Source organism: Chryseobacterium sp. ISL-6 (assembly GCF_018613715.1).
In the GTDB taxonomy this organism is placed as follows: domain Bacteria; phylum Bacteroidota; class Bacteroidia; order Flavobacteriales; family Weeksellaceae; genus Chryseobacterium; species Chryseobacterium paludis.
In genome coordinates, this window is the sequence record NZ_JAGGPT010000006.1 from 289,561 (window position 1) to 307,517 (window position 17,957).

The following is a 17,957-nucleotide window of genomic DNA, read 5'->3' on the forward strand; positions in this document are numbered from 1 at the left end:
ATGACAAAAAACAGACTTAATACGAAAGTAATGTATGATTAATAATGCGTTGAATAACAAATTATAATATCTTTGCGGCTATTTATTTTGTCAAAAAAAAATATATTAAATTAGCCGCTAATCAATACATTAGTAAATAGAAAAGAAAATAATTGTCATAGATATGAAACTATTAGAAGGAAAGGTAGCACTAATTACCGGAGCTACAAGAGGAATTGGAAAAGGAATAGCTGAGATTTTTGCTCAACAGGGAGCAAAAGTGGCTTTTACTTATGCCGGTTCTGTAGACAAAGCAAAAGAATTAGAAGCGACTTTAAGTTCTGTAACTCAAATAAAAGGTTACCAATCTGATGCATCAGATTATGATGCTGCTCAAAAATTAGTAGATGATGTAATGGAAGAATTTGGCAAGATCGATATACTGGTCAACAACGCTGGAATTACAAGAGATAATCTGTTATTGAGAATGTCTAAAGATGATTGGGATACTATTATCAGGGTAAATTTAGATTCTGTATTCAACCTTACTAAAGCTGTAATCAAACCTATGATGAAAGCAAAATCAGGTTCTATTATCAATATAACTTCAGTAGTTGGGGTAAAAGGAAATGCGGGACAGTCTAATTATGCAGCTTCTAAAGCTGGAGCAATTGGATTTACAAAATCTATCGCCCTTGAATTAGGATCAAGAAATATCCGTTGTAACGCTGTTGCCCCAGGATTTATTGAAACTGAAATGACCGCTTCTTTAGATGAGAAAACACTTAAAGCCTGGAGAGATGGAATTCCAATGAAGAGAGGTGGACAGCCTCAGGATATTGCAAATGCCTGTGTATTTTTAGGAAGTGAGATGTCAACTTATATTACCGGACAAACATTACATGTTGACGGTGGAATGTTAACATAAAAATAAAGAAAGCCAGATCAATTGATCTGGCTTTTTATTTATCTTAATCTTTGAAGATTTGATTTTCCTGTTCCTGAACCCTGATGAATGTGGTTCTCTTGGATAGTTCTTTAAGTTTGGAGGCCCCTACATAAGTGCAGGTAGACCGTACACCTCCTAAAATATCTTTTACAGTTTCCGAAACCGGACCTTTATAGCCTACTTTCACAGTTTTACCCTCTGAGGCTCTATATTCTGCAACACCACCGGAATGTTTATCCATGGCTGTTTTTGAACTCATTCCATAAAAAAGACGGTATTTTTTTCCGTTTTCTTCAATCATCTCACCACCACTTTCATCATGTCCGGCAAACATTCCACCAAGCATGACAAAATCTGCACCACCTCCAAAAGCCTTAGCGACATCGCCTGGAACTTTACAGCCCCCATCTGCAATAATATGACCACCCAAACCATGAGCAGCGTCAGAACATTCGATAATAGCAGAAAGCTGAGGATAACCAACACCGGTCTTCACTCGCGTTGTGCACACGGAACCAGGCCCGATGCCAACTTTAATGATATCTGCACCTACTAAAAGTAGTTCTTCAACCATTTCACCGGTTACCACATTACCTGCTATAATGATTTTATCAGGAAAATTAGCTCTTGCCTGCTTTACAAAGTCAACAAAATGTTCAGAATAACCATTGGCTACATCAATACACAGAAACTCGATTTTTGGATGCTTTTCGATGATTTGTTTAAGCTTTTCTTCATCCGTTTTTCCGGTTCCTGTACTTAATGCAATATATTGGTGAATACTTTCTGGCTGACTATTCAGAAACTGATCCCATTCCTCCACGGAATAATGTTTGTGAACTGCTGTAATAATTTTATCTTTTGCGAGTTCTACAGCCATTTCGAAAGTACCTACAGTATCCATATTGGCAGCAATGATGGGAGTACCTGTCCATTTCTTTTTGGTGTGTCTGAAAGTAAATTCTCTTTCTAAACTTACTTCAGATCTGGATTTCAGGGTAGATCTTTTCGGACGGAACATTACATCCTTAAACCCTAATTTTATATCATTTTCTATACGCATTGTAATTATTTAGAATATTAAAATTAGCAAATAATATTAAATATAGTATTTTTGGATGCATGGATTTTCCTGTTACTTTTCAATTATTTGGTAATACAGTGTTAACGCATCCTCTTTTTGAAGCGTCGGGGATGTTTATGGGGATGCGGTATTATTTTTATTTAAAAAGAAAATCAACAGAAAAGCTTACTTTTAATACTTCTGCAGCGGTTCTTATTGGAGCAACAGCAGGCGCTTTAATCGGGTCAAAGTTAATTGGTAATCTCGAAAACCCTTACAAACTATTTGAACACTTTGACTTGAAAAGTATTTGGTCGAATAATACAATAGTGGGTGGACTTGCTTTTGGTTTAATGGGCGTGGAATTGGCGAAAAAGATTGTTAAACATAAGGAAAGTACTGGCGATCTCATTGTTTTTCCTTTAATGCTGGCGATCATTATTGGTAGAATAGGCTGTTTTCTTACCGGGGTTTATGAAGAAACCTATGGTTTGCCAACAGACTCAATATTTGGGATGCATCTTGGAGATCAGTATTTACGTCATCCTGTTGCGCTTTATGAAATCGTATTCTTAATCAGTCTTTGGGTTATTTTAAAGATAAAAAAAAGTACAAAAGAGTACCCATCCGGGTATATTTTCCAACTATTTATGTTGAGTTATTTTACCTTTAGATTTTTTCTGGATTTTATAAAACCGAGGGTAGGTATTATTGGAAGCCTGGGGACGATTCAGCTTTTATGTATTTGTGTAATTATTTATTACATCTTTAAGATTAGAAAAACAAAAACCGTAAATTCACCTTAAAATATTTAAAAATGAAATTCTTAACCCTTTTGGAAGGTGGAAATCTGGGCGGAATGGTTGCAATGATTATTTTAATAATAATATTGGGAGCCCTATTTATTTCATTCATTATTACAATGATTGTGAAGATCTCCTATGAATGGAAAGGAGATAAAAAATTTACCAAAAAACAATTTATTCAGAGCATGCTGATTTGTCTGTTGATCTGTGGTCTGATCAGTGGGTATATTTGTGGTGGAGGAATATAAAATTACATTATGCCAATACGAAATTATACATATTACGATTATACAATTAGTCTTTGCCCGGAATGTCTGAAAAGAGTGGGAGCTAAGATCATTATAGAAGATGAATCCGTTTTCATGACTAAAAGATGTCCTGATCATGGTTTTTTCAAAACAAAAATTGCTTCCGATGTCCATTATTATAAAAACATCAGAAACTATAATAAAGCATCAGAAATGCCTTTGCATTTTGGAACGGACGTAGAATACGGCTGCCCTTATGATTGTGGACTGTGTGTGGATCATGAACAGCACAGCTGTCTTTCCATTGTAGAAGTAACAGATCGTTGTAATTTGACTTGTCCTACATGCTATGCAATGTCATCTCCTCATTACGGAAGTCATAGAAGTCTCGAAGAAATAGAAGCAATGTTTGATGTGATTGTAAAAAATGAAGGCCAGCCGGATGTTGTTCAGATCAGTGGCGGAGAGCCTACCATCCATCCTGAGTTCTTTAAGATCATGGATATTGCTAAGTCGAAGCCGATCAAACATTTAATGCTCAATACAAACGGGGTTAGAATTGCCAATGATCCGGGTTTTGCAGAAAAGCTGGCAACTTACGCTCCCGAGTTTGAGGTTTATCTTCAATTTGATTCTTTTAAACCAGAGATTTTGATCGATTTTAGAGGAAAAGACCTCACCGATATCAGAATGAAGGCTCTTGAAAAGCTAAACGAGCTTAACCTTTCTACGACATTGGTCATTGTTCTTCAACAAGGCAAAAATATAGATGAGATTGGAAAGATCATTGATTTTGCATTGAAACAAAAATGTGTGCGTGGAATTACATTTCAGCCTGTAGAAATTGCAGGAAGAAACAGGGAAGATTCAGCACATGAAAAAATTACTTTAACGGAAGTAAGACAAGAGATACTGAATCAATTCCCATTATTGAATTCAGATGATATTATTCCCGTTCCCTGTAACCCGGATGCTTTGGCAATGGGATATATTTTAAAACTTGAGGGTGAAATTATTCCTTTAACGAGGTATATCAATCCAGCTGATTTACTGAATAATGAGTCTCGAAATACAATTGTGTATGAGCAGGATGCCGGACTCCAAATGCAGCTTTTGGACATTTTCAGTACTGGAATATCTGTAGATAAAGTAAAACCTAAAGTGAATCAATTACTTTGCTGTCTTCCTGAGGTTTCGGCTCCAAATCTGGATTATGATAATTTATTCAGAATTATTATCATGAATTTTATGGATGCTCATGATTTTGATGTTCGCGCAGTAAAGAAATCCTGTGTTCACATTGTGAATAAAGATCTGAAATTAATCCCTTTTGAAACAATGAATCTTTTTTACAGAGATGGGAAAAAGGAATATCTGGAAGAATTAAGGAGAGAGGATAAGGTTCTGTTTTAGTATTATCCAGGACCTAGTTCTTTTATACTCAAAAAATTTGAAAGAAATAAAAAAGGGTGAAAAACTATCGTTTAACACCCCATAAATTTATTGTTCCTCTATGATGGAAACCTAGTTTCTCATATAGCTTTTTAGCTCCGGTATTAGTTTCAGCAACATGAAGAAAAGGTGTTTTGTTATCTTCAAATATTTTCCCGGAAACAAAAGCGACAAGTTGCTTTGCATAGCCTTTTCCAAGATAATCTGTATCTGTAATAACAGCACTTACTTCCGTCATATCATTCATCTGCATTCTTTCTCCTGTTACTGCTACCAGTTTGTTATCTTTAAATATACCAAAATAACGACCCAATTCCGGAGTTCTGTTTTTAAAATAATGCGGATAGAACTTTTTGATAAAATGAAGGAGTTCTTCATTATTCTCCTCCTTTAAAAGATCAATTTTTTCTGTAAAGTCCAGATCAATTTTATTCTCCAATACATACTGATCACAAACAAGCTGAGATAATTCTTTTTCAAAATTACCATAAGGTTTGGCCCCGAAAATAAGAAAGTCATCACAGATTTTTGAGTATTCTGTGATATCTTTTTCTTTTGCAACCTCTGATGAACCTCCGAAAGCTGCGACTTCAGGATTGTAAAATTTAGAATCTCCAAAGTTTAAGCAAAACTTTTTATGATGCTCATTAAGTGAATGATAAACAGGATTGTCTAGTTTCTCGTACATTAATCGAAATTCATTACTTCTTCCAGAGTCTTCATATATTCATAAGCTGTTAAATCAAACTTTACAGGAACAATGGAGATATATCCATTGGCTAAAGCGGTTTCATCAGCATCTTCGGATTCATCCATGTTATTGAAATATCCAGTTAACCAGTAATATTTTTTTCCGTGTGGATTTACTCTTTCATCAAAACTTTCTTCCCATTTTGCATGAGCCTGCTTACAAACTTTGATTCCTTTTATATCTCCGGCAGGAAGTTTTGGAATATTTACATTGAGAACGATCCCTCTAGGCATTGGATTTTCCAATGTTCTCCTAACGATATTTTGAATAAATTCTTTGGCTTGCGTAAAATCTGCTTCCCAGCTAAAATCAAGTAATGAAAATCCAATTGCTGGAATTCCTTCTACACCAGCCTCTACAGCTGCAGACATTGTCCCGGAGTAGATTACATTAATAGATGAGTTCGCTCCATGATTGATCCCAGAAACAACAATGTCGGGTCTTCTTGCTAAAATTTTATCAAGAGCCATTTTGACACAGTCTACGGGGGTTCCACTACAAGAATAATCCGTTTGAGGACCATCTAGCTGTACTTCTTCGTAACTTAAGGTAGAATTAATAGTAATAGCATGTCCCTTTCCACTTTGTGGGGAGTCGGGTGCTACCACAATCACTTCTCCGATTTCGTTCATAAAACTGATAAGATTTCTGATACCAGGTGCTGTAATTCCATCATCATTAGTAACCAGAATAAGTGGTCTTTCCATAAAATATTTTAATTTTAACAAAAATACTCAAAACTATCCGATATTTGTAAATAAGGTATTAAATTTGATAGTTTGTAACAGTAATTTAAATATTACTACTAATTAATATTATTTAAAAAAAATATAATAAAATACATAACAGATTTATGTGGAAAAATTTTAAACTCAATAAATTTTTACTTCTAATTCCATTGACAAGTCTAATGTTTTGTTTCAACTCGCCTAAGAATGATGATGAAAAGATGCAGACGATAATGGTGAGCGTAAAGAATACACTTTCTTATTTGCATTATAGCCCAAAACCCATCAATGATGCTTATTCAAAAGATGTTTATAAGCATTATTTTGAAATGGTAGATCCTGGAAAAAGATATTTTCTTCAATCGGATATGGATGAATTCGGCAAACATGAAACAAAGCTGGATGATTATCTGAACCTTGGAGATTTAACATTTTATAAACTTACTATCGATAGGTTATACCAAAGAGTAGATGAAATTGATAAGATTACCCAGGACATTTTCAGTAAGCCTATCAACCTGGAGGAAGATGAGACCCTTACTCTGGAACCAAAACTAAAAAAAATCCCGGGCAACAAGCAAGAGCAGTATAATGAATGGAGAAAATTCATAAAATATAATATCCTTCAGGAGATTGAATCTATGAATAGTAAAGAGCAGGCTCAAAAAGAAAAAAAGGACTCTGTACAAAAATTCAATCTAAAGGATACAATTAAGCTTCAGATCCTTACTCCCGATCAAAAAAGAGTAAAAGCTACAGATGAAGTAAAAGACCTTGTGAAAGAGACATTCACAAGATTTAAAAAGAGAAAAAAGATGGATTGGTTCACGGTGTATATGAATGCATATACGGAGGTTTTTGATCCACATACCAACTATTATTCTCCAAAAGATAAAGAAGATTTCGATACACAGTTTACTGGAAAAGTAATTGGTATTGGAGCCATTATTCAGGAGAAAAAAGGGAATCTTTATCTGGGTGCTTTAACGATTGGAGCTCCGGCATGGAAATCGAAGCAGCTTTCAGAAGGTGATAAGATCCTGAAAGTAAAGTCTAAACCGAAAGAAGATGCAGTAAACGTAGTAGGAATGCTTTCTGATGAGGCGGTAAGATTGATCAGAGGCGAAAAAGGAACTCCTGTAACACTTACGGTTCAGAAAAAAGATGGTACAACTAAAGAGGTTACCATGATCCGTGAAGAAGTAGCTATTGAAGATACTTTTGCAAAAAGTGTAGTTGTAAACTCTCCAAACGGAAAGAAATATGGTTTCATCAATTTACCAAGCTTTAACGCTGATTTTGAAGATTCTAAAGGTAGAAACGCTTCAGATGATATCAAAAATGAGATTATTAAATTAAAGGCTCAGAATATTGAAGGGATTGTTCTAGATCTAAGAAATAATGGGGGTGGATCATTAACGGAAGTTGGTGATATTATGGGACTTTTCATGAATGCCGGACCTTATGTTCAGGTAAAAGATGGAAACGGTAAAATCCAGACCTTAAAGAATAAAAATGAAACTCCAATCTGGACAGGGCCGTTAGTAATTATGCAAAATGAACTTTCAGCTTCAGCTTCAGAGATTTTAGCTGGAGTAATGCAAGATTACGGAAGAGCAGTGATTGTGGGTGCTCCACAATCTTTCGGAAAAGGAACTGTACAGACTTTTGTAGATCTGAACAGATTCTTAAATACAGAGGATGATTTCGGATCATTAAAGCTAACCATTCAAAAGTTTTATAGAATTACTGGAGAATCTAATCAGAGAAAAGGAATTGTTTCAGATATTCAGATGAAAGATTTCTTTACGTATGCTGAAATAGGAGAGCGATATGACGACTTTGCGCTGGCTTGGGATAAGATTCCAAGTGCACAGTTCCAAAAATTAAACTATTTTGATGTTAAAGCATTGGAAAAAGCAAGTAATGATAGAATGGCTAAAAACTCAAACTATCAATTGTTATTGGAATCTGCTCAATGGAGAGAGAAATTGGATAAAGAAGAAACAATTACATTAAATATTACGAAGTTCAATGAAGTTATGAAGCAGAGAAAAGCTCAGATTGAGAAGTTCAAAGCGCTGACTAAATTTATGAATGGACTTCAGTTTACAATGTATCCAAATGAAGTTGAACGTGAGAAGAAAGATGAAGCATTTAAGAAGAAGTCTGAAATGTGGATTAAAAATCTTAAAAAAGATGTATACCTACAGGAAGCAATGAACATTATTGCAGACATGAGTGTAAAATCATAATCTAAAATACCCGGCCTGAAAGGCCGGGTATTTTTTAAGGCTTATAAAAAATAAATTAAATAAAAGCGGGAATTTATATTCCCGCTTTTATTTTTAAAACTGTTTAGTACTAAACAGTCATTTTTTTAATGGTTAGATGTGCAAGTATTACTTGATCTCTACACATCCCACTCGTCCACCGGCATTTCCTGTTGGCTGAGTATGAAAGTCATCTGCAGCAGCATGTACAATAAGCCCTTTTCCAATGATATTCTTAGACTCATCGGTACATCCAAGACACCATTTATTGGTTTTGAAAGTTAATGTTGCAGTTCCTGTCTGATCAGCAACCAGGTTACCGATATCTCCCATATGGAAATGTTCAGCACCCCATTTACCATGGTCATCTTTTGCCGGATTCCAGTGTCCTCCAGTAGAAGTCCCATCAGCAGCAGAACAATCTCCTTTTTCGTGGATGTGTACTGCGTGGATTCCCGGAGTTAAATTCGTTACATCCAGTTTCATGATAACTTCATCTCCTTTCTGAGTAAACTTAGCCGTTCCTCCAGTCTGTGTTCCGCTTTTAGCGTTGACCATGTACGTATTTGTTGTTCCACAAGAAACAGCAAATAGGGCAAATCCTGTTAATAATACTAATTTTTGTAGTTTCATTTTAAAATGATTTAAAGTGATTTTTTATGATTACCTAAATTTAGAAATAATTTTCTAAAACACTTTATGATTCTGATCTGTTTTCGAAAATCCGTAATAAAAGACAAATCTGCTCTATTTAATCTTGTTATTTTTGTGAATAAAAACAATAATTGGAAGAATATAAAAAAAGGATTATTAAAATAATTCAATATATAGAACAGCATCTTGACACGGATCTCAGTCTGGAGAAAGTTGCAGAGATCAGCGCATACTCTCCCTTCCATTTTCACCGGGTTTTTAAGCTTATTACCGGAGAAACTCTTCAGAATTATACCATAAGAAAGAGGATAGAAAAAAGTGCCTTATATCTTGCCATGAGAAAGAGAGTGGATATAAAGGAAATATATTTAGAATTGGGATTTGACAATCATTCGGGTTTTAATAAAGCCTTTAAAAAATATTACGGAAAGTCCCCTTCTGAATTTCGTAAATCTGCTCCTGAAAATTTTCACAAGATCTTAAAAATTGAAAGCAAGAATGGACAAGTTGATGCCGTTTTTCACCAATATATTTGTAATGTAGAAAACCTATTAAAATGGAGAACAATGAATTTAGAAATTAAAGTCGCAGATCTGGAAGAGATGCATCTTGCGTCTGTAATGAGCCTTGGTATTGAAAATGTAGAATCGTCTTATGATGTCTTGATCAATTGGGCTAAAAAGAAACACTTATTTCCCCGGGATCATGTAAAAATGATTTCTGTGTATCACGACAGCTTCAAAACGACATCTCCGGATAAGGTACGAATTCATGCCGGGATGCTTGTCGAAGATAAGCTGGAAGCCCAGGATGGGGAGATTTTTCCAGAGATCCTTGAGGCGGGAAAATTTATCATTGGTAGTGGAGAGGTGACTCTTGATGATTTTGAGCAATGCTGGGTATCTTTATTCTTATGGATGAATGAAAACCATTATACAACCAGAAAAGCTTTCCCATTTGAGATCTACCATTCCAACTTTAAAGAACATCCGGAAGGAAAAATGTTGGTTGATTTTTGTATTCCAATACATTAATTTCCGGTTCAGTATTCAAACTATACCTTTCAGTAATATTTTTTTAACAGGAAGGTATTTTCAATAGTATTTTTGAATCGAAAATTAACAACCATGAAAATGCAGACACAAAAATTATTATTTCTAATTGCCTTTCTATCGTTCTTTTTAAGTTACACTCAAGTAAAAATTACAGGGAAGGTAACCTTTAGAAATAAGGGGGTTAGTGATATCAACGTCACATTGAAAGGAACTTACGACGGTGCTACAACAGATGCTAAAGGTAATTTCTCTTTTGAAACCACTGAAAAAGGGGATCATATACTTACTTTTACCCATCCAAAATATAACGATGTTGAAAAGCCGATTGTCATTGGAAATCAAGACATAGCTGTAGATGCGGAACTGAAAGAGCAGATCAACGAAATTGACGCGGTGGTGATTTCTGCAGGATCGATAGAAGCCAGTGATAAAAAAAGAGCGACCGCATTATTGACACCGATTGATATCTACACAACAGCAGGAGCAGACGGACAGATTTCTTCAGCATTGAATTATCTTCCAGGAGTGCAGAAAGTAGGAGAAACGGAAGGCTTATTTATCAGAGGTGGTACTGGAACAGAATCTAAGATCTTTATGGATGGAAGCCTTATCAATAATTATTTCTCCAGTTCAGTTCCGGGAATTGCAGGAAGGGACCGATTCAATACTTCTCTTTTTAAAGGAAATGTATTTTCCAGTGGTGGATATTCAGCTTTATATGGGCAGGCTCTTTCAGGAGCGTTAATGCTTGAGAGTGTTGATTTACCTGATCAGAGCTCTTATGATTTTGGCATTTCTCCAATCTTTCTAAGTGGTGGGTTTCAAAAATTAAGCGATGATAAAAATCACTCGTATGGTGCTACTTTAGGATATTCTCTTTTAAGTCTTATGTCTAATGTTCTCAATTTCAATACTGATTTTATTGATGCACCGCAAGGTCTAAATGGAGATGCTAATTTTCGGATTAAAACAAAATCCGGAGGATTTTTTAAGTATTACGGAATGTATGACACGAATAAAATGGGAGTGAGGACAGAAAGCTTAGAGCCAGATTATGATTTTGCTCTCGTAAGATTGAAAGGAAAAAACACTTACCATAATCTTTCTTTTAAACAAAAGTTCGGAAAGTATCTATTAAATACAGGAGCTTCCTATTCATACAACAGATCAGATCTTAATTTCTCAACAGAAAAAAGCGAGGTAGAATCCGATAAGACACAGCTTTTGACTACCGGAAATTACATCAATTTTAAAGCTGTTTTGGAAAGAAAGATCAATAAAATAAGTGCAGTGCGTGGCGGCGTTGAATTAAATAATGCCGATGAAAAGCTAAATTTTGAAGAGGTAAACAAGCATTATCAGGATTTTATCTCTTCTGTTTTTGCTGAAACAGATTTAGGATTTAGCAATCAGTTTTCAGCGAAGATAGGAGTGCGGGCTGAAAATTCTTCTTTCTTAAATAAAAGCAATATTGCTCCTCGTTTAGCCTTAGCTTATCGTTTAGCTCAAAACTGGACCACTTCTTTCGCATATGGCCTTTTCTATCAAAACCCCGAAAGCAAATATATTAATGGACCTGCCAATTTGGATTTTCAAAAATCACAGCATTACATTCTCCAGGTTCAAAGAACATCAGAGGGAAGGAGTTTGAGATTTGAAGCTTTTTATAAAAAATATGATCAGCTGATAAAAGTGAAGGATATTGCTTCAATCAATGATCAGAGCCAACCTGTTCAGACAGCCATCAATAACAATGGATATGGCTATGCAAAAGGATTGGAATTGTTTTGGCGGGACAAAAAAACATTTGAAAATATTGATTACTGGATCAGTTATTCATTTTTGGATTCTAAAAGGGATTTTATGAATTATCCTGTTAGCTTAAAGCCTAATTTTGCATCAGAGCATACCCTATCAGCGGTTGCCAAGAGATTTATTCCTGAGTGGAAATTAGGGGTTAATCTTTCTTACACCTATGCAAAAGGCCGTCCTTATTATGATATTGCAACGAAAGACGTAAACGGAAACATTGTAAGTTTTACGAGAAATGAAGGAAGGTTGAAAGATTATAATGCTCTCAATTTGAGCTTTAATTATCTTCCCAATCTTGGAAAAAAAGAGGCAAAGATGTTTACTGTTTTCGTGTTGAGTATTTCCAATATACTGGGAACAAAAAATGTATATGGATACAATTTTTCACAAGATGGATCCAGAAGCTCTACAGTGGTTCCTCCAGTAAATACATTTGTCTTCGTTGGAGCATTTATCAGCTTCGGAGTTGATAAGACACAAGATGCAATCAATAATAATTTATAATAAAATAAAAGACTGTATTTTTAATCACGTGATGACATACATGAAATACATATCTTTCTATACAATAAAACGAACTCTAAAAAAATAAAAAACAATGAAAAAGTATCTATTAAGTTTTGCTTTAGCTTTTATGAGCTTAACCGCTTTTGCTCAGGCCGATTATGAAAAAATAATGTCTGAAAAAATCGCAAAGATCGAAACCTGTAAGACAGCAGAGGACTTCCAAACCTTAGCAAACGATTTTGAGAGAATAGGAAGTAAAGAAAGTGGAAAATGGCTTCCAAGTTACTATACGGCATTTTCTTATATCCAAAAAGGGAGAGTGATGATGAGAGAAGGGAAAACCCAGGATCTGGATGAGGTAGCTAATCAGGCTGAAAAACATTTGGCTACAGCACAAAATCTTGCAGGAGCAGATAATGCGGAAATTCATCTCCTTAGAAAAATGGCATATTCTTTAAGAATGATGGTAAATCCACAACAGAGATATATGACTGACGGAATGAAAGCTATAGAAGAGCTTAAAATAGCAGAAAAGTTGGATCCAAACAATCCAAGAATTGCTCTGATTAAAGCCGAAGACCTCTACTTTACTCCAGAACAATATGGGGGAAGTAAAACAAAAGGGATTGAAATGTTTAAAAAGACATTGGACCAATATAATACCTACAAGCCAAAAACGGCAATGGATCCAAATTGGGGGAAAGGAGAGGCAGAATATTTTATCAGTCAGCCAGCAAAATAGCATTAAAATATAAGATCAATAAAAGTCTTCCTCAAAAGGAAGACTTTTATTTTGCCTTTCAGAACATTAAATTGACGGTTCGGTGAAAAATAATTTTTGGTACATTTAATATCAACTAATTTTGAACCAAGAAAAAAACTCATGAAACGTAAAAGTCTTATCGTATTACTTTGGGTATCCATTGGAACCGCATTATTTTTCTTTTTGTTCTTTACAAAAGAAAAGACGATAGATAATTTTATGCTTTCCTTTCTTATTTCCACCATGTATTCTTTTCTTTTGGGGATGGGAAATGGGCTAATAAACGACTATCTAAATAAAAAGATTCCGTGGTCAGAGGCAACTACTAAAAGAGCCATCTTAAGTATTGTTTCAATTCTTATAGCTAACATTATCTTGGTCTATATCTGCAACTATATCAATTTTGTTATTTTTCAGAAAGCAGCCACTCCGGAGGAATTTTTTTCAGGGAAGTATAATTTTACCAACTGGTTTATGGTGAATATTGCCCTGCTTATTTCTGCCTTTCTCCATGCTAGAGGATTTATGGAAGAGCTCAAAAAGACCTCTAAGAAAGAGGTAGTAGAGCAGAAATTAATTGCAACATCTGCAAATGCACAGTTTGAGACGCTTAAAAATCAGCTGGATCCACACTTTCTTTTTAATTCCTTAAATGTTTTAAGCTCTTTAATTGATGAAAACCCAAAACAGGCTCAGAAGTTTACGGCTTCAATGTCAAAGATTTATCGTTATGTTTTAGAACAAAAAGATAAAGAACTGGTGACCGTAGAAGATGAAATAGAATTTGCAAAAACCTATTGCGATTTATTAAAAACGAGATTCGAGGATAGTGTAGACTTTATTTTTGATGTACGAAAAGAAGATTACAGAAGATATGTAGTTCCGCTTTCTTTGCAGCTGCTTTTGGAAAACTGTATCAAACATAATTTTGCAACATCTTCAAAACCTTTGGTTATTAAAGTATTTTCAGAAAATGACACTTTATGTATTGAAAACAATCTCCAGGAAAGAGAACAGATCAAGGAAAGTGCGGGAATTGGATTAGCGAATATTGTTCAGCGCTATTCTCTGCTTACTAAGAGAAATGTTTTTATTGAAAAATCCGAAGATTATTTTAAAGTGAAACTTCCGGTTTTATCAGATAAGCCAACGGTTGTCGGTTTGAAAAAAGAAGATCAGGATAAAGCATACAAAAGAGCACGAAAGAGGGTAAAAGAAATTAAGGGATTTTATGCCAATCTTATTTCTTATTGCATTATTATTCCCTTTTTAATTTTTATTAATATTTATACCCAAAACAAATATCACTGGTTTTGGTGGCCACTGTTAGGATGGGGTATTGGAGTTGCTTCACATGCTTTTCAGGTTTTTGGAGTTGGAGAACCTTGGCAGGAAAGGAAAATTCAGGAAATCATGAATAAACAAAAAGACAGAGACAATGGAAACATTTGATGAAAATGATATTCAATATCAGCAAGCCAAAAGAAAGGTAGATAAACTGAGAGGATTTTACGGACACTTATTCTCCTATATTGCTGTAAACATTATGATTGCTTACTTTAATTACACGAATTTAAAACCAGGAGAAAGCTATTTTGAGTTTAAAAATTTCTTTACTGCAACATTCTGGGGCATTGGACTTCTTGCACATGCGCTGGTTGTATTTTTACCTAGTTTTAATTTTATGAGAAAATGGGAAGAAAGAAAAATTAAAGAACTAATGGACAAAAATAAAGAATGAAGGCAAGGGTGCTACAAAGTTAAACCGCCAAATGGCTAATGGCAAAACAGTTCATCATAGAGGTTTACTACTTCGCAATATTATTCCAAAATCTAAAACAATAACAATGAATCTACAAATCTTATTTTATGTTTCTATGGGAGTTTGGTTTTTAAGTGAAATTATTTACAAACAAAAACTGAAATCTGCAGATCAAGATCAGAAAAAAGATAGATCTACACTCAATATCCTTTGGTTGGTGATTATAGTATCAATTGCAAGTGCGGTTACTGTTTCGAATATATCCAGTTTCCCGATCTCTAATTCAGCATGGATTCTGTATTTAGGGGTGGCGCTTATTCTAATCGGAATTATTTTCAGATTAATTATAATAAGATCTTTGGGAAAATATTTTACAGTTGATATCACAATAAAAGATGACCATAAAATTAAAAAAGAAGGCTTTTACAATTATCTGAGACATCCTTCTTATAGTTTCTCACTATTAACTTTTCTGGGGCTTGGTTTATATTTAAATAATTGGTTTTCTCTGGCTTTAGCATTTATTCCGCCATTCTTGGCATTCAGTTATAGAATTAAAATTGAAGAACAGGCTCTTGTAGAGCAATTTGGAGATGAATATATTCAATACCGAAAAATGACCAAGAAGTTAATTCCTTTTATTTATTAATTTAAAAAAGAATGACATATGATGTAATCAATAAAAGAAATTACACAAAATAAAAATCCCGGCCACAATTGAGTCGGGATTTTTGCAACTCAGAATTCAAATTCTACAGTTCAGTAAGATATAGTTGATTTGAGAGTGGTATTCGACATACATTTGATTCAAGAAAAAAATATAAATCAAAATTCATTACTATGGAAACACTATCATTCAACAAAGAAAACCGCGCTTACGAAAAAGCAGCAAAGAGAGTAAAAGAATTAAAAGGGTTTTATGGAAATCTGACGTCTTATTGTCTGATCATTCCTTTTTTACTGGCTTTAAATCTTTTAACATCACCTACTCATTTATGGTTTTATTGGCCAATGTTAGGATGGGGAATGGGACTTGTAGCTCATGGAATAAATGTTTTCGGAATCGGAAAAGACTGGGAAGAAAATAAAATAAAAGAACTGATGGAAGCAGATAAAAGAAATCATGGAAAAACACTTTAATACAATGGATTATAATCAGGCATACGAGCGGGTAAAACGATTGAAAAGTTTTTATAAAAGTCTTACATGGTATGGTATTATTGCGGGGATATTATTTTTCAACGATTATTTTGAAAATGGAAAAATTGATTTTTCATTCTATCACGGATCAATCCTGTTGCTAATCTGGGGAATAATATTATTCATTAAAGGGGTTAAATTATTTATCTTTGATTCAACCTGGGAACAAAGAATTCTGAATAAGGAATTAGAAAAAAGCAAATCGAAATTATAAGTCAGAATCAAATCCTTTTATATAATTTTAATTCCAGGATTTTAAAAACTAAAACCACTATTCTATGATCAAAACTGTCATTATTGAGGATGAAAAACCGGCTTCAAGGAAGTTAGAGCGGATGTTAAGTATATTCCCTGAAATAGAGGTTATTGCAAAAATTGAATCCGTAGAAGAAGGTATTGCTTGGTTTTCTGAAAATGAACATCCTCAGTTGATATTTTCGGACATTGTTCTCGGTGATGGATTGTCCTTTGATATTTTTGAAAAAGTTCCTTCAAAAGGATTTATGATCTACACAACTGCCTTTGATCAATATACACTAAAAGCCTTTAAACTAAATAGTATAGATTATTTATTAAAACCGATTTTAGAAGAGGATCTGGCTGGAGCGATAGAAAAATTTAAATCATTTCTTCCTTCAGATAACTCAGTTACTTCACAGGATATTAAGCAGTTAATTAAAAAAGATAAATCAACTCTTTCCAGGATCTTAGTAAAAATAGGATATAATTTGAAGATTGTTCAAACCCATGAAATAAGCTGTTTCTACAGTGAAAATAAGATTGTTTATTTACAGACCCAGGAAAGAAACTATCCTTCAGATTTTACATTGGATGAATTGGAAGATACTTTGGATGAGAAAAAGTTTTTCAGAGTAAATAGACAATTTATCATCAATTCAGAGTATATTAAGAATATTCATACATCGCCAAATTATAAGGTTGAAATGGAATTTCAGCCAAAAGAAGAGATTACAGTCAGCAGGGATCGCGTTAAAGATTTTAAAGACTGGTTGGTAAGTTAATTACTTGTAATCTATTCGGTTAGATTCAGTGTCTTCAAGTTGTTTGATGATAGAAGTAGGAATCTCATCGCTATCAATTGGGAAGCTGATGGAATCGGGAAGGAAATTTTTACGATCTGCTTTTTGGAAAATTTCGAATAGAGCAATAGGCTCTTGATTAAAACTAATACATGTACTTATAAAATGCAATTCATGGAGTTTATATTCTGGATTCTTGAGTTTTTCATTGATATCTTTTATCCTTGAAATAAAGTGTCTTTGTCTGATAAAAGTATTGCTGTTCATGATAATGAATACATAATCGGAATATGCAGTAACCTTTCCGAAATACTTGTGATGATCCCCTCCGCTTCTTTCAATGAAGTACTCTCCAGATGTTTCAGATTTATAGATTTCCATGGCTGAACGCCATATTCTATCTTCTTTAGTTTGTAAGGGATTATCGGGAAGATTTCTGTTATAGGAATACCAACAGCCGACAAGCCGGTCTAAAAGAATTACGTTTTGTTTAGCATTGTTCATCTCGATCCTAAGATCATTGAAATTAAATACTTCTGTATTGGAATTAATGAAATCAATGTAATTAGAATATCCTAAAGCTCTTACAATAAGACTTAGCTTCGCCAGATTAGGTTTACTGATACTGGCACCGCTATTTTGATTGTACTTCTTTAGTTTGTTGATTATCAGGTGTTCATAAAGATAATTTGATCCTAAGATATCAGTTTTTACTTTGATGTTCCGCTCTGAATGGTTGCTGGAAATGAGCTCATTAAGTTCATCGACAATGTAGGACCATTCCGTTTTAGTAACGTCTTCCCAATTGTTCTTCTTTAAAAAGTGCATGCTAAGAAAATTCATCAATTTCTCAAGATGACTAATATCTTCTTTTCTCATAAGACTAATTTAAGATTTTTTTACGACCAAAAGAGA

General features: G+C 34.1%; 19 protein-coding genes. 14 read left to right on the forward strand and 5 right to left on the reverse strand.

Annotation, left to right across the window (positions count from 1 at the left end; translation table 11 throughout):
• The first annotated feature begins 163 nt into the window (after positions 1-163).
• On the forward strand, positions 164-907 hold the full coding sequence (gene fabG, locus J7E44_RS12105) for a 3-oxoacyl-[acyl-carrier-protein] reductase (RefSeq protein ID WP_214829970.1): 744 nt from the start codon (positions 164-166) through the stop codon (positions 905-907).
• A gap of 43 nt (positions 908-950) precedes the next feature.
• Here fabG and J7E44_RS12110 read toward each other — a convergent pair whose 3' ends face one another.
• The gene (locus J7E44_RS12110; protein WP_214829971.1) at positions 951-1,991 is read right to left on the reverse strand and encodes a GMP reductase; all 1,041 of its coding nucleotides are present in this window, start codon (positions 1,989-1,991) and stop codon (positions 951-953) included.
• A 59-nt stretch (positions 1,992-2,050) separates the two neighbouring features.
• Here J7E44_RS12110 and J7E44_RS12115 point away from each other — a divergent pair, with 59 nt between their 5' ends.
• From J7E44_RS12115 to J7E44_RS12125, 3 genes are read left to right on the forward strand one after another with little or no spacing between them, the layout of a single operon-like run.
• Complete coding sequence (locus J7E44_RS12115; protein ID WP_214829973.1) at positions 2,051-2,797, forward strand: prolipoprotein diacylglyceryl transferase; 747 nt, start codon at positions 2,051-2,053, stop codon at positions 2,795-2,797.
• Positions 2,798-2,808: 11 nt separating this feature from the next.
• Positions 2,809-3,045 carry a hypothetical protein gene (locus J7E44_RS12120; protein WP_214829975.1) on the forward strand — a complete coding sequence of 79 codons (237 nt, stop codon included), beginning with the start codon at positions 2,809-2,811 and terminating at the stop codon, positions 3,043-3,045.
• A 9-nt stretch (positions 3,046-3,054) separates the two neighbouring features.
• Positions 3,055-4,458 (forward strand): radical SAM protein, encoded by a 1,404-nt coding sequence (locus J7E44_RS12125; protein ID WP_214829977.1) that lies wholly within the window; start codon positions 3,055-3,057, stop codon positions 4,456-4,458.
• A 64-nt stretch (positions 4,459-4,522) separates the two neighbouring features.
• Here the strand turns inward: J7E44_RS12125 and J7E44_RS12130 are convergent, their stop codons facing one another.
• Positions 4,523-5,185 carry a GNAT family N-acetyltransferase gene (locus J7E44_RS12130; RefSeq protein ID WP_214829980.1) on the reverse strand — a complete coding sequence of 221 codons (663 nt, stop codon included), beginning with the start codon at positions 5,183-5,185 and terminating at the stop codon, positions 4,523-4,525.
• A complete protein-coding gene (surE, locus tag J7E44_RS12135; protein WP_214829983.1) occupies positions 5,185-5,955 on the reverse strand; it encodes a 5'/3'-nucleotidase SurE in 771 nt (256 codons plus the stop codon). The genes J7E44_RS12130 and surE overlap by 1 nt, the downstream gene beginning before the upstream one ends.
• A gap of 146 nt (positions 5,956-6,101) precedes the next feature.
• Between surE and J7E44_RS12140 the strand changes: the two genes are divergently transcribed.
• The gene (locus J7E44_RS12140) at positions 6,102-8,231 is read left to right on the forward strand and encodes a carboxy terminal-processing peptidase (protein ID WP_214829986.1); all 2,130 of its coding nucleotides are present in this window, start codon (positions 6,102-6,104) and stop codon (positions 8,229-8,231) included.
• A 147-nt stretch (positions 8,232-8,378) separates the two neighbouring features.
• Here J7E44_RS12140 and J7E44_RS12145 read toward each other — a convergent pair whose 3' ends face one another.
• The gene (locus J7E44_RS12145) at positions 8,379-8,882 is read right to left on the reverse strand and encodes a superoxide dismutase family protein (protein ID WP_214829988.1); all 504 of its coding nucleotides are present in this window, start codon (positions 8,880-8,882) and stop codon (positions 8,379-8,381) included.
• Positions 8,883-9,034: 152 nt separating this feature from the next.
• On the opposite strand from J7E44_RS12145, the gene J7E44_RS12150 reads away from it, so the two are divergent.
• The 9 genes from J7E44_RS12150 (at position 9,035) to J7E44_RS12190 (ending at position 17,024) form a co-directional block, all read left to right on the forward strand.
• Positions 9,035-9,937, forward strand: coding sequence for an AraC family transcriptional regulator (locus tag J7E44_RS12150; protein ID WP_214829991.1), 903 nt, complete (start codon positions 9,035-9,037; stop codon positions 9,935-9,937).
• 99 nt (positions 9,938-10,036) lie between these two features.
• Positions 10,037-12,274 (forward strand): TonB-dependent receptor, encoded by a 2,238-nt coding sequence (locus J7E44_RS12155; RefSeq protein ID WP_353050483.1) that lies wholly within the window; start codon positions 10,037-10,039, stop codon positions 12,272-12,274.
• Positions 12,275-12,368: 94 nt separating this feature from the next.
• On the forward strand, positions 12,369-13,019 hold the full coding sequence (locus tag J7E44_RS12160) for a hypothetical protein (RefSeq protein WP_214829997.1): 651 nt from the start codon (positions 12,369-12,371) through the stop codon (positions 13,017-13,019).
• Between the two features lie 141 nt (positions 13,020-13,160).
• Positions 13,161-14,492 (forward strand): 2TM domain-containing protein, encoded by a 1,332-nt coding sequence (locus tag J7E44_RS12165; protein WP_214830000.1) that lies wholly within the window; start codon positions 13,161-13,163, stop codon positions 14,490-14,492.
• Entirely contained in the window at positions 14,479-14,781 is a 303-nt protein-coding gene (locus J7E44_RS12170; RefSeq protein WP_214830003.1) for a 2TM domain-containing protein, read from the forward strand. Before J7E44_RS12165 ends, J7E44_RS12170 begins: the two co-directional genes overlap by 14 nt.
• Positions 14,782-14,887: 106 nt before the next feature.
• Complete coding sequence (locus J7E44_RS12175; RefSeq protein ID WP_214830006.1) at positions 14,888-15,451, forward strand: methyltransferase family protein; 564 nt, start codon at positions 14,888-14,890, stop codon at positions 15,449-15,451.
• A 191-nt stretch (positions 15,452-15,642) separates the two neighbouring features.
• Positions 15,643-15,942 (forward strand): 2TM domain-containing protein, encoded by a 300-nt coding sequence (locus tag J7E44_RS12180; RefSeq protein WP_214830009.1) that lies wholly within the window; start codon positions 15,643-15,645, stop codon positions 15,940-15,942.
• Positions 15,926-16,216, forward strand: coding sequence for a 2TM domain-containing protein (locus J7E44_RS12185; protein ID WP_214830012.1), 291 nt, complete (start codon positions 15,926-15,928; stop codon positions 16,214-16,216). The genes J7E44_RS12180 and J7E44_RS12185 overlap by 17 nt, the downstream gene beginning before the upstream one ends.
• Positions 16,217-16,280: 64 nt before the next feature.
• Positions 16,281-17,024 (forward strand): LytR/AlgR family response regulator transcription factor, encoded by a 744-nt coding sequence (locus J7E44_RS12190; protein ID WP_214830015.1) that lies wholly within the window; start codon positions 16,281-16,283, stop codon positions 17,022-17,024.
• Here the strand turns inward: J7E44_RS12190 and J7E44_RS12195 are convergent, their stop codons facing one another.
• The gene (locus J7E44_RS12195) at positions 17,025-17,921 is read right to left on the reverse strand and encodes a hypothetical protein (RefSeq protein WP_214830017.1); all 897 of its coding nucleotides are present in this window, start codon (positions 17,919-17,921) and stop codon (positions 17,025-17,027) included.
• Positions 17,922-17,957 lie beyond the last annotated feature (36 nt).

Bases quoted from the DNA above. Each gene is read 5' to 3' on its own strand.
- J7E44_RS12110 (WP_214829971.1), bottom strand. From the start codon at position 1,991: ATGCGTATAGAAAATGATATAAAATTAGGGTTTAAGGATGTAATGTTC.
- fabG (WP_214829970.1), top strand. From the start codon at position 164: ATGAAACTATTAGAAGGAAAGGTAGCACTAATTACCGGAGCTACAAGA.
- J7E44_RS12195 (WP_214830017.1), bottom strand. From the start codon at position 17,921: ATGAGAAAAGAAGATATTAGTCATCTTGAGAAATTGATGAATTTTCTT.
- J7E44_RS12125 (WP_214829977.1), top strand. From the start codon at position 3,055: ATGCCAATACGAAATTATACATATTACGATTATACAATTAGTCTTTGC.
- J7E44_RS12115 (WP_214829973.1), top strand. From the start codon at position 2,051: ATGGATTTTCCTGTTACTTTTCAATTATTTGGTAATACAGTGTTAACG.
- J7E44_RS12175 (WP_214830006.1), top strand. From the start codon at position 14,888: ATGAATCTACAAATCTTATTTTATGTTTCTATGGGAGTTTGGTTTTTA.
- J7E44_RS12155 (WP_353050483.1), top strand. From the start codon at position 10,037: ATGCAGACACAAAAATTATTATTTCTAATTGCCTTTCTATCGTTCTTT.
- J7E44_RS12120 (WP_214829975.1), top strand. From the start codon at position 2,809: ATGAAATTCTTAACCCTTTTGGAAGGTGGAAATCTGGGCGGAATGGTT.
- J7E44_RS12190 (WP_214830015.1), top strand. From the start codon at position 16,281: ATGATCAAAACTGTCATTATTGAGGATGAAAAACCGGCTTCAAGGAAG.
- J7E44_RS12165 (WP_214830000.1), top strand. From the start codon at position 13,161: ATGAAACGTAAAAGTCTTATCGTATTACTTTGGGTATCCATTGGAACC.
- J7E44_RS12140 (WP_214829986.1), top strand. From the start codon at position 6,102: ATGTGGAAAAATTTTAAACTCAATAAATTTTTACTTCTAATTCCATTG.
- J7E44_RS12170 (WP_214830003.1), top strand. From the start codon at position 14,479: ATGGAAACATTTGATGAAAATGATATTCAATATCAGCAAGCCAAAAGA.
- J7E44_RS12145 (WP_214829988.1), bottom strand. From the start codon at position 8,882: ATGAAACTACAAAAATTAGTATTATTAACAGGATTTGCCCTATTTGCT.
- surE (WP_214829983.1), bottom strand. From the start codon at position 5,955: ATGGAAAGACCACTTATTCTGGTTACTAATGATGATGGAATTACAGCA.
- J7E44_RS12185 (WP_214830012.1), top strand. From the start codon at position 15,926: ATGGAAAAACACTTTAATACAATGGATTATAATCAGGCATACGAGCGG.
- J7E44_RS12180 (WP_214830009.1), top strand. From the start codon at position 15,643: ATGGAAACACTATCATTCAACAAAGAAAACCGCGCTTACGAAAAAGCA.
- J7E44_RS12160 (WP_214829997.1), top strand. From the start codon at position 12,369: ATGAAAAAGTATCTATTAAGTTTTGCTTTAGCTTTTATGAGCTTAACC.
- J7E44_RS12130 (WP_214829980.1), bottom strand. From the start codon at position 5,185: ATGTACGAGAAACTAGACAATCCTGTTTATCATTCACTTAATGAGCAT.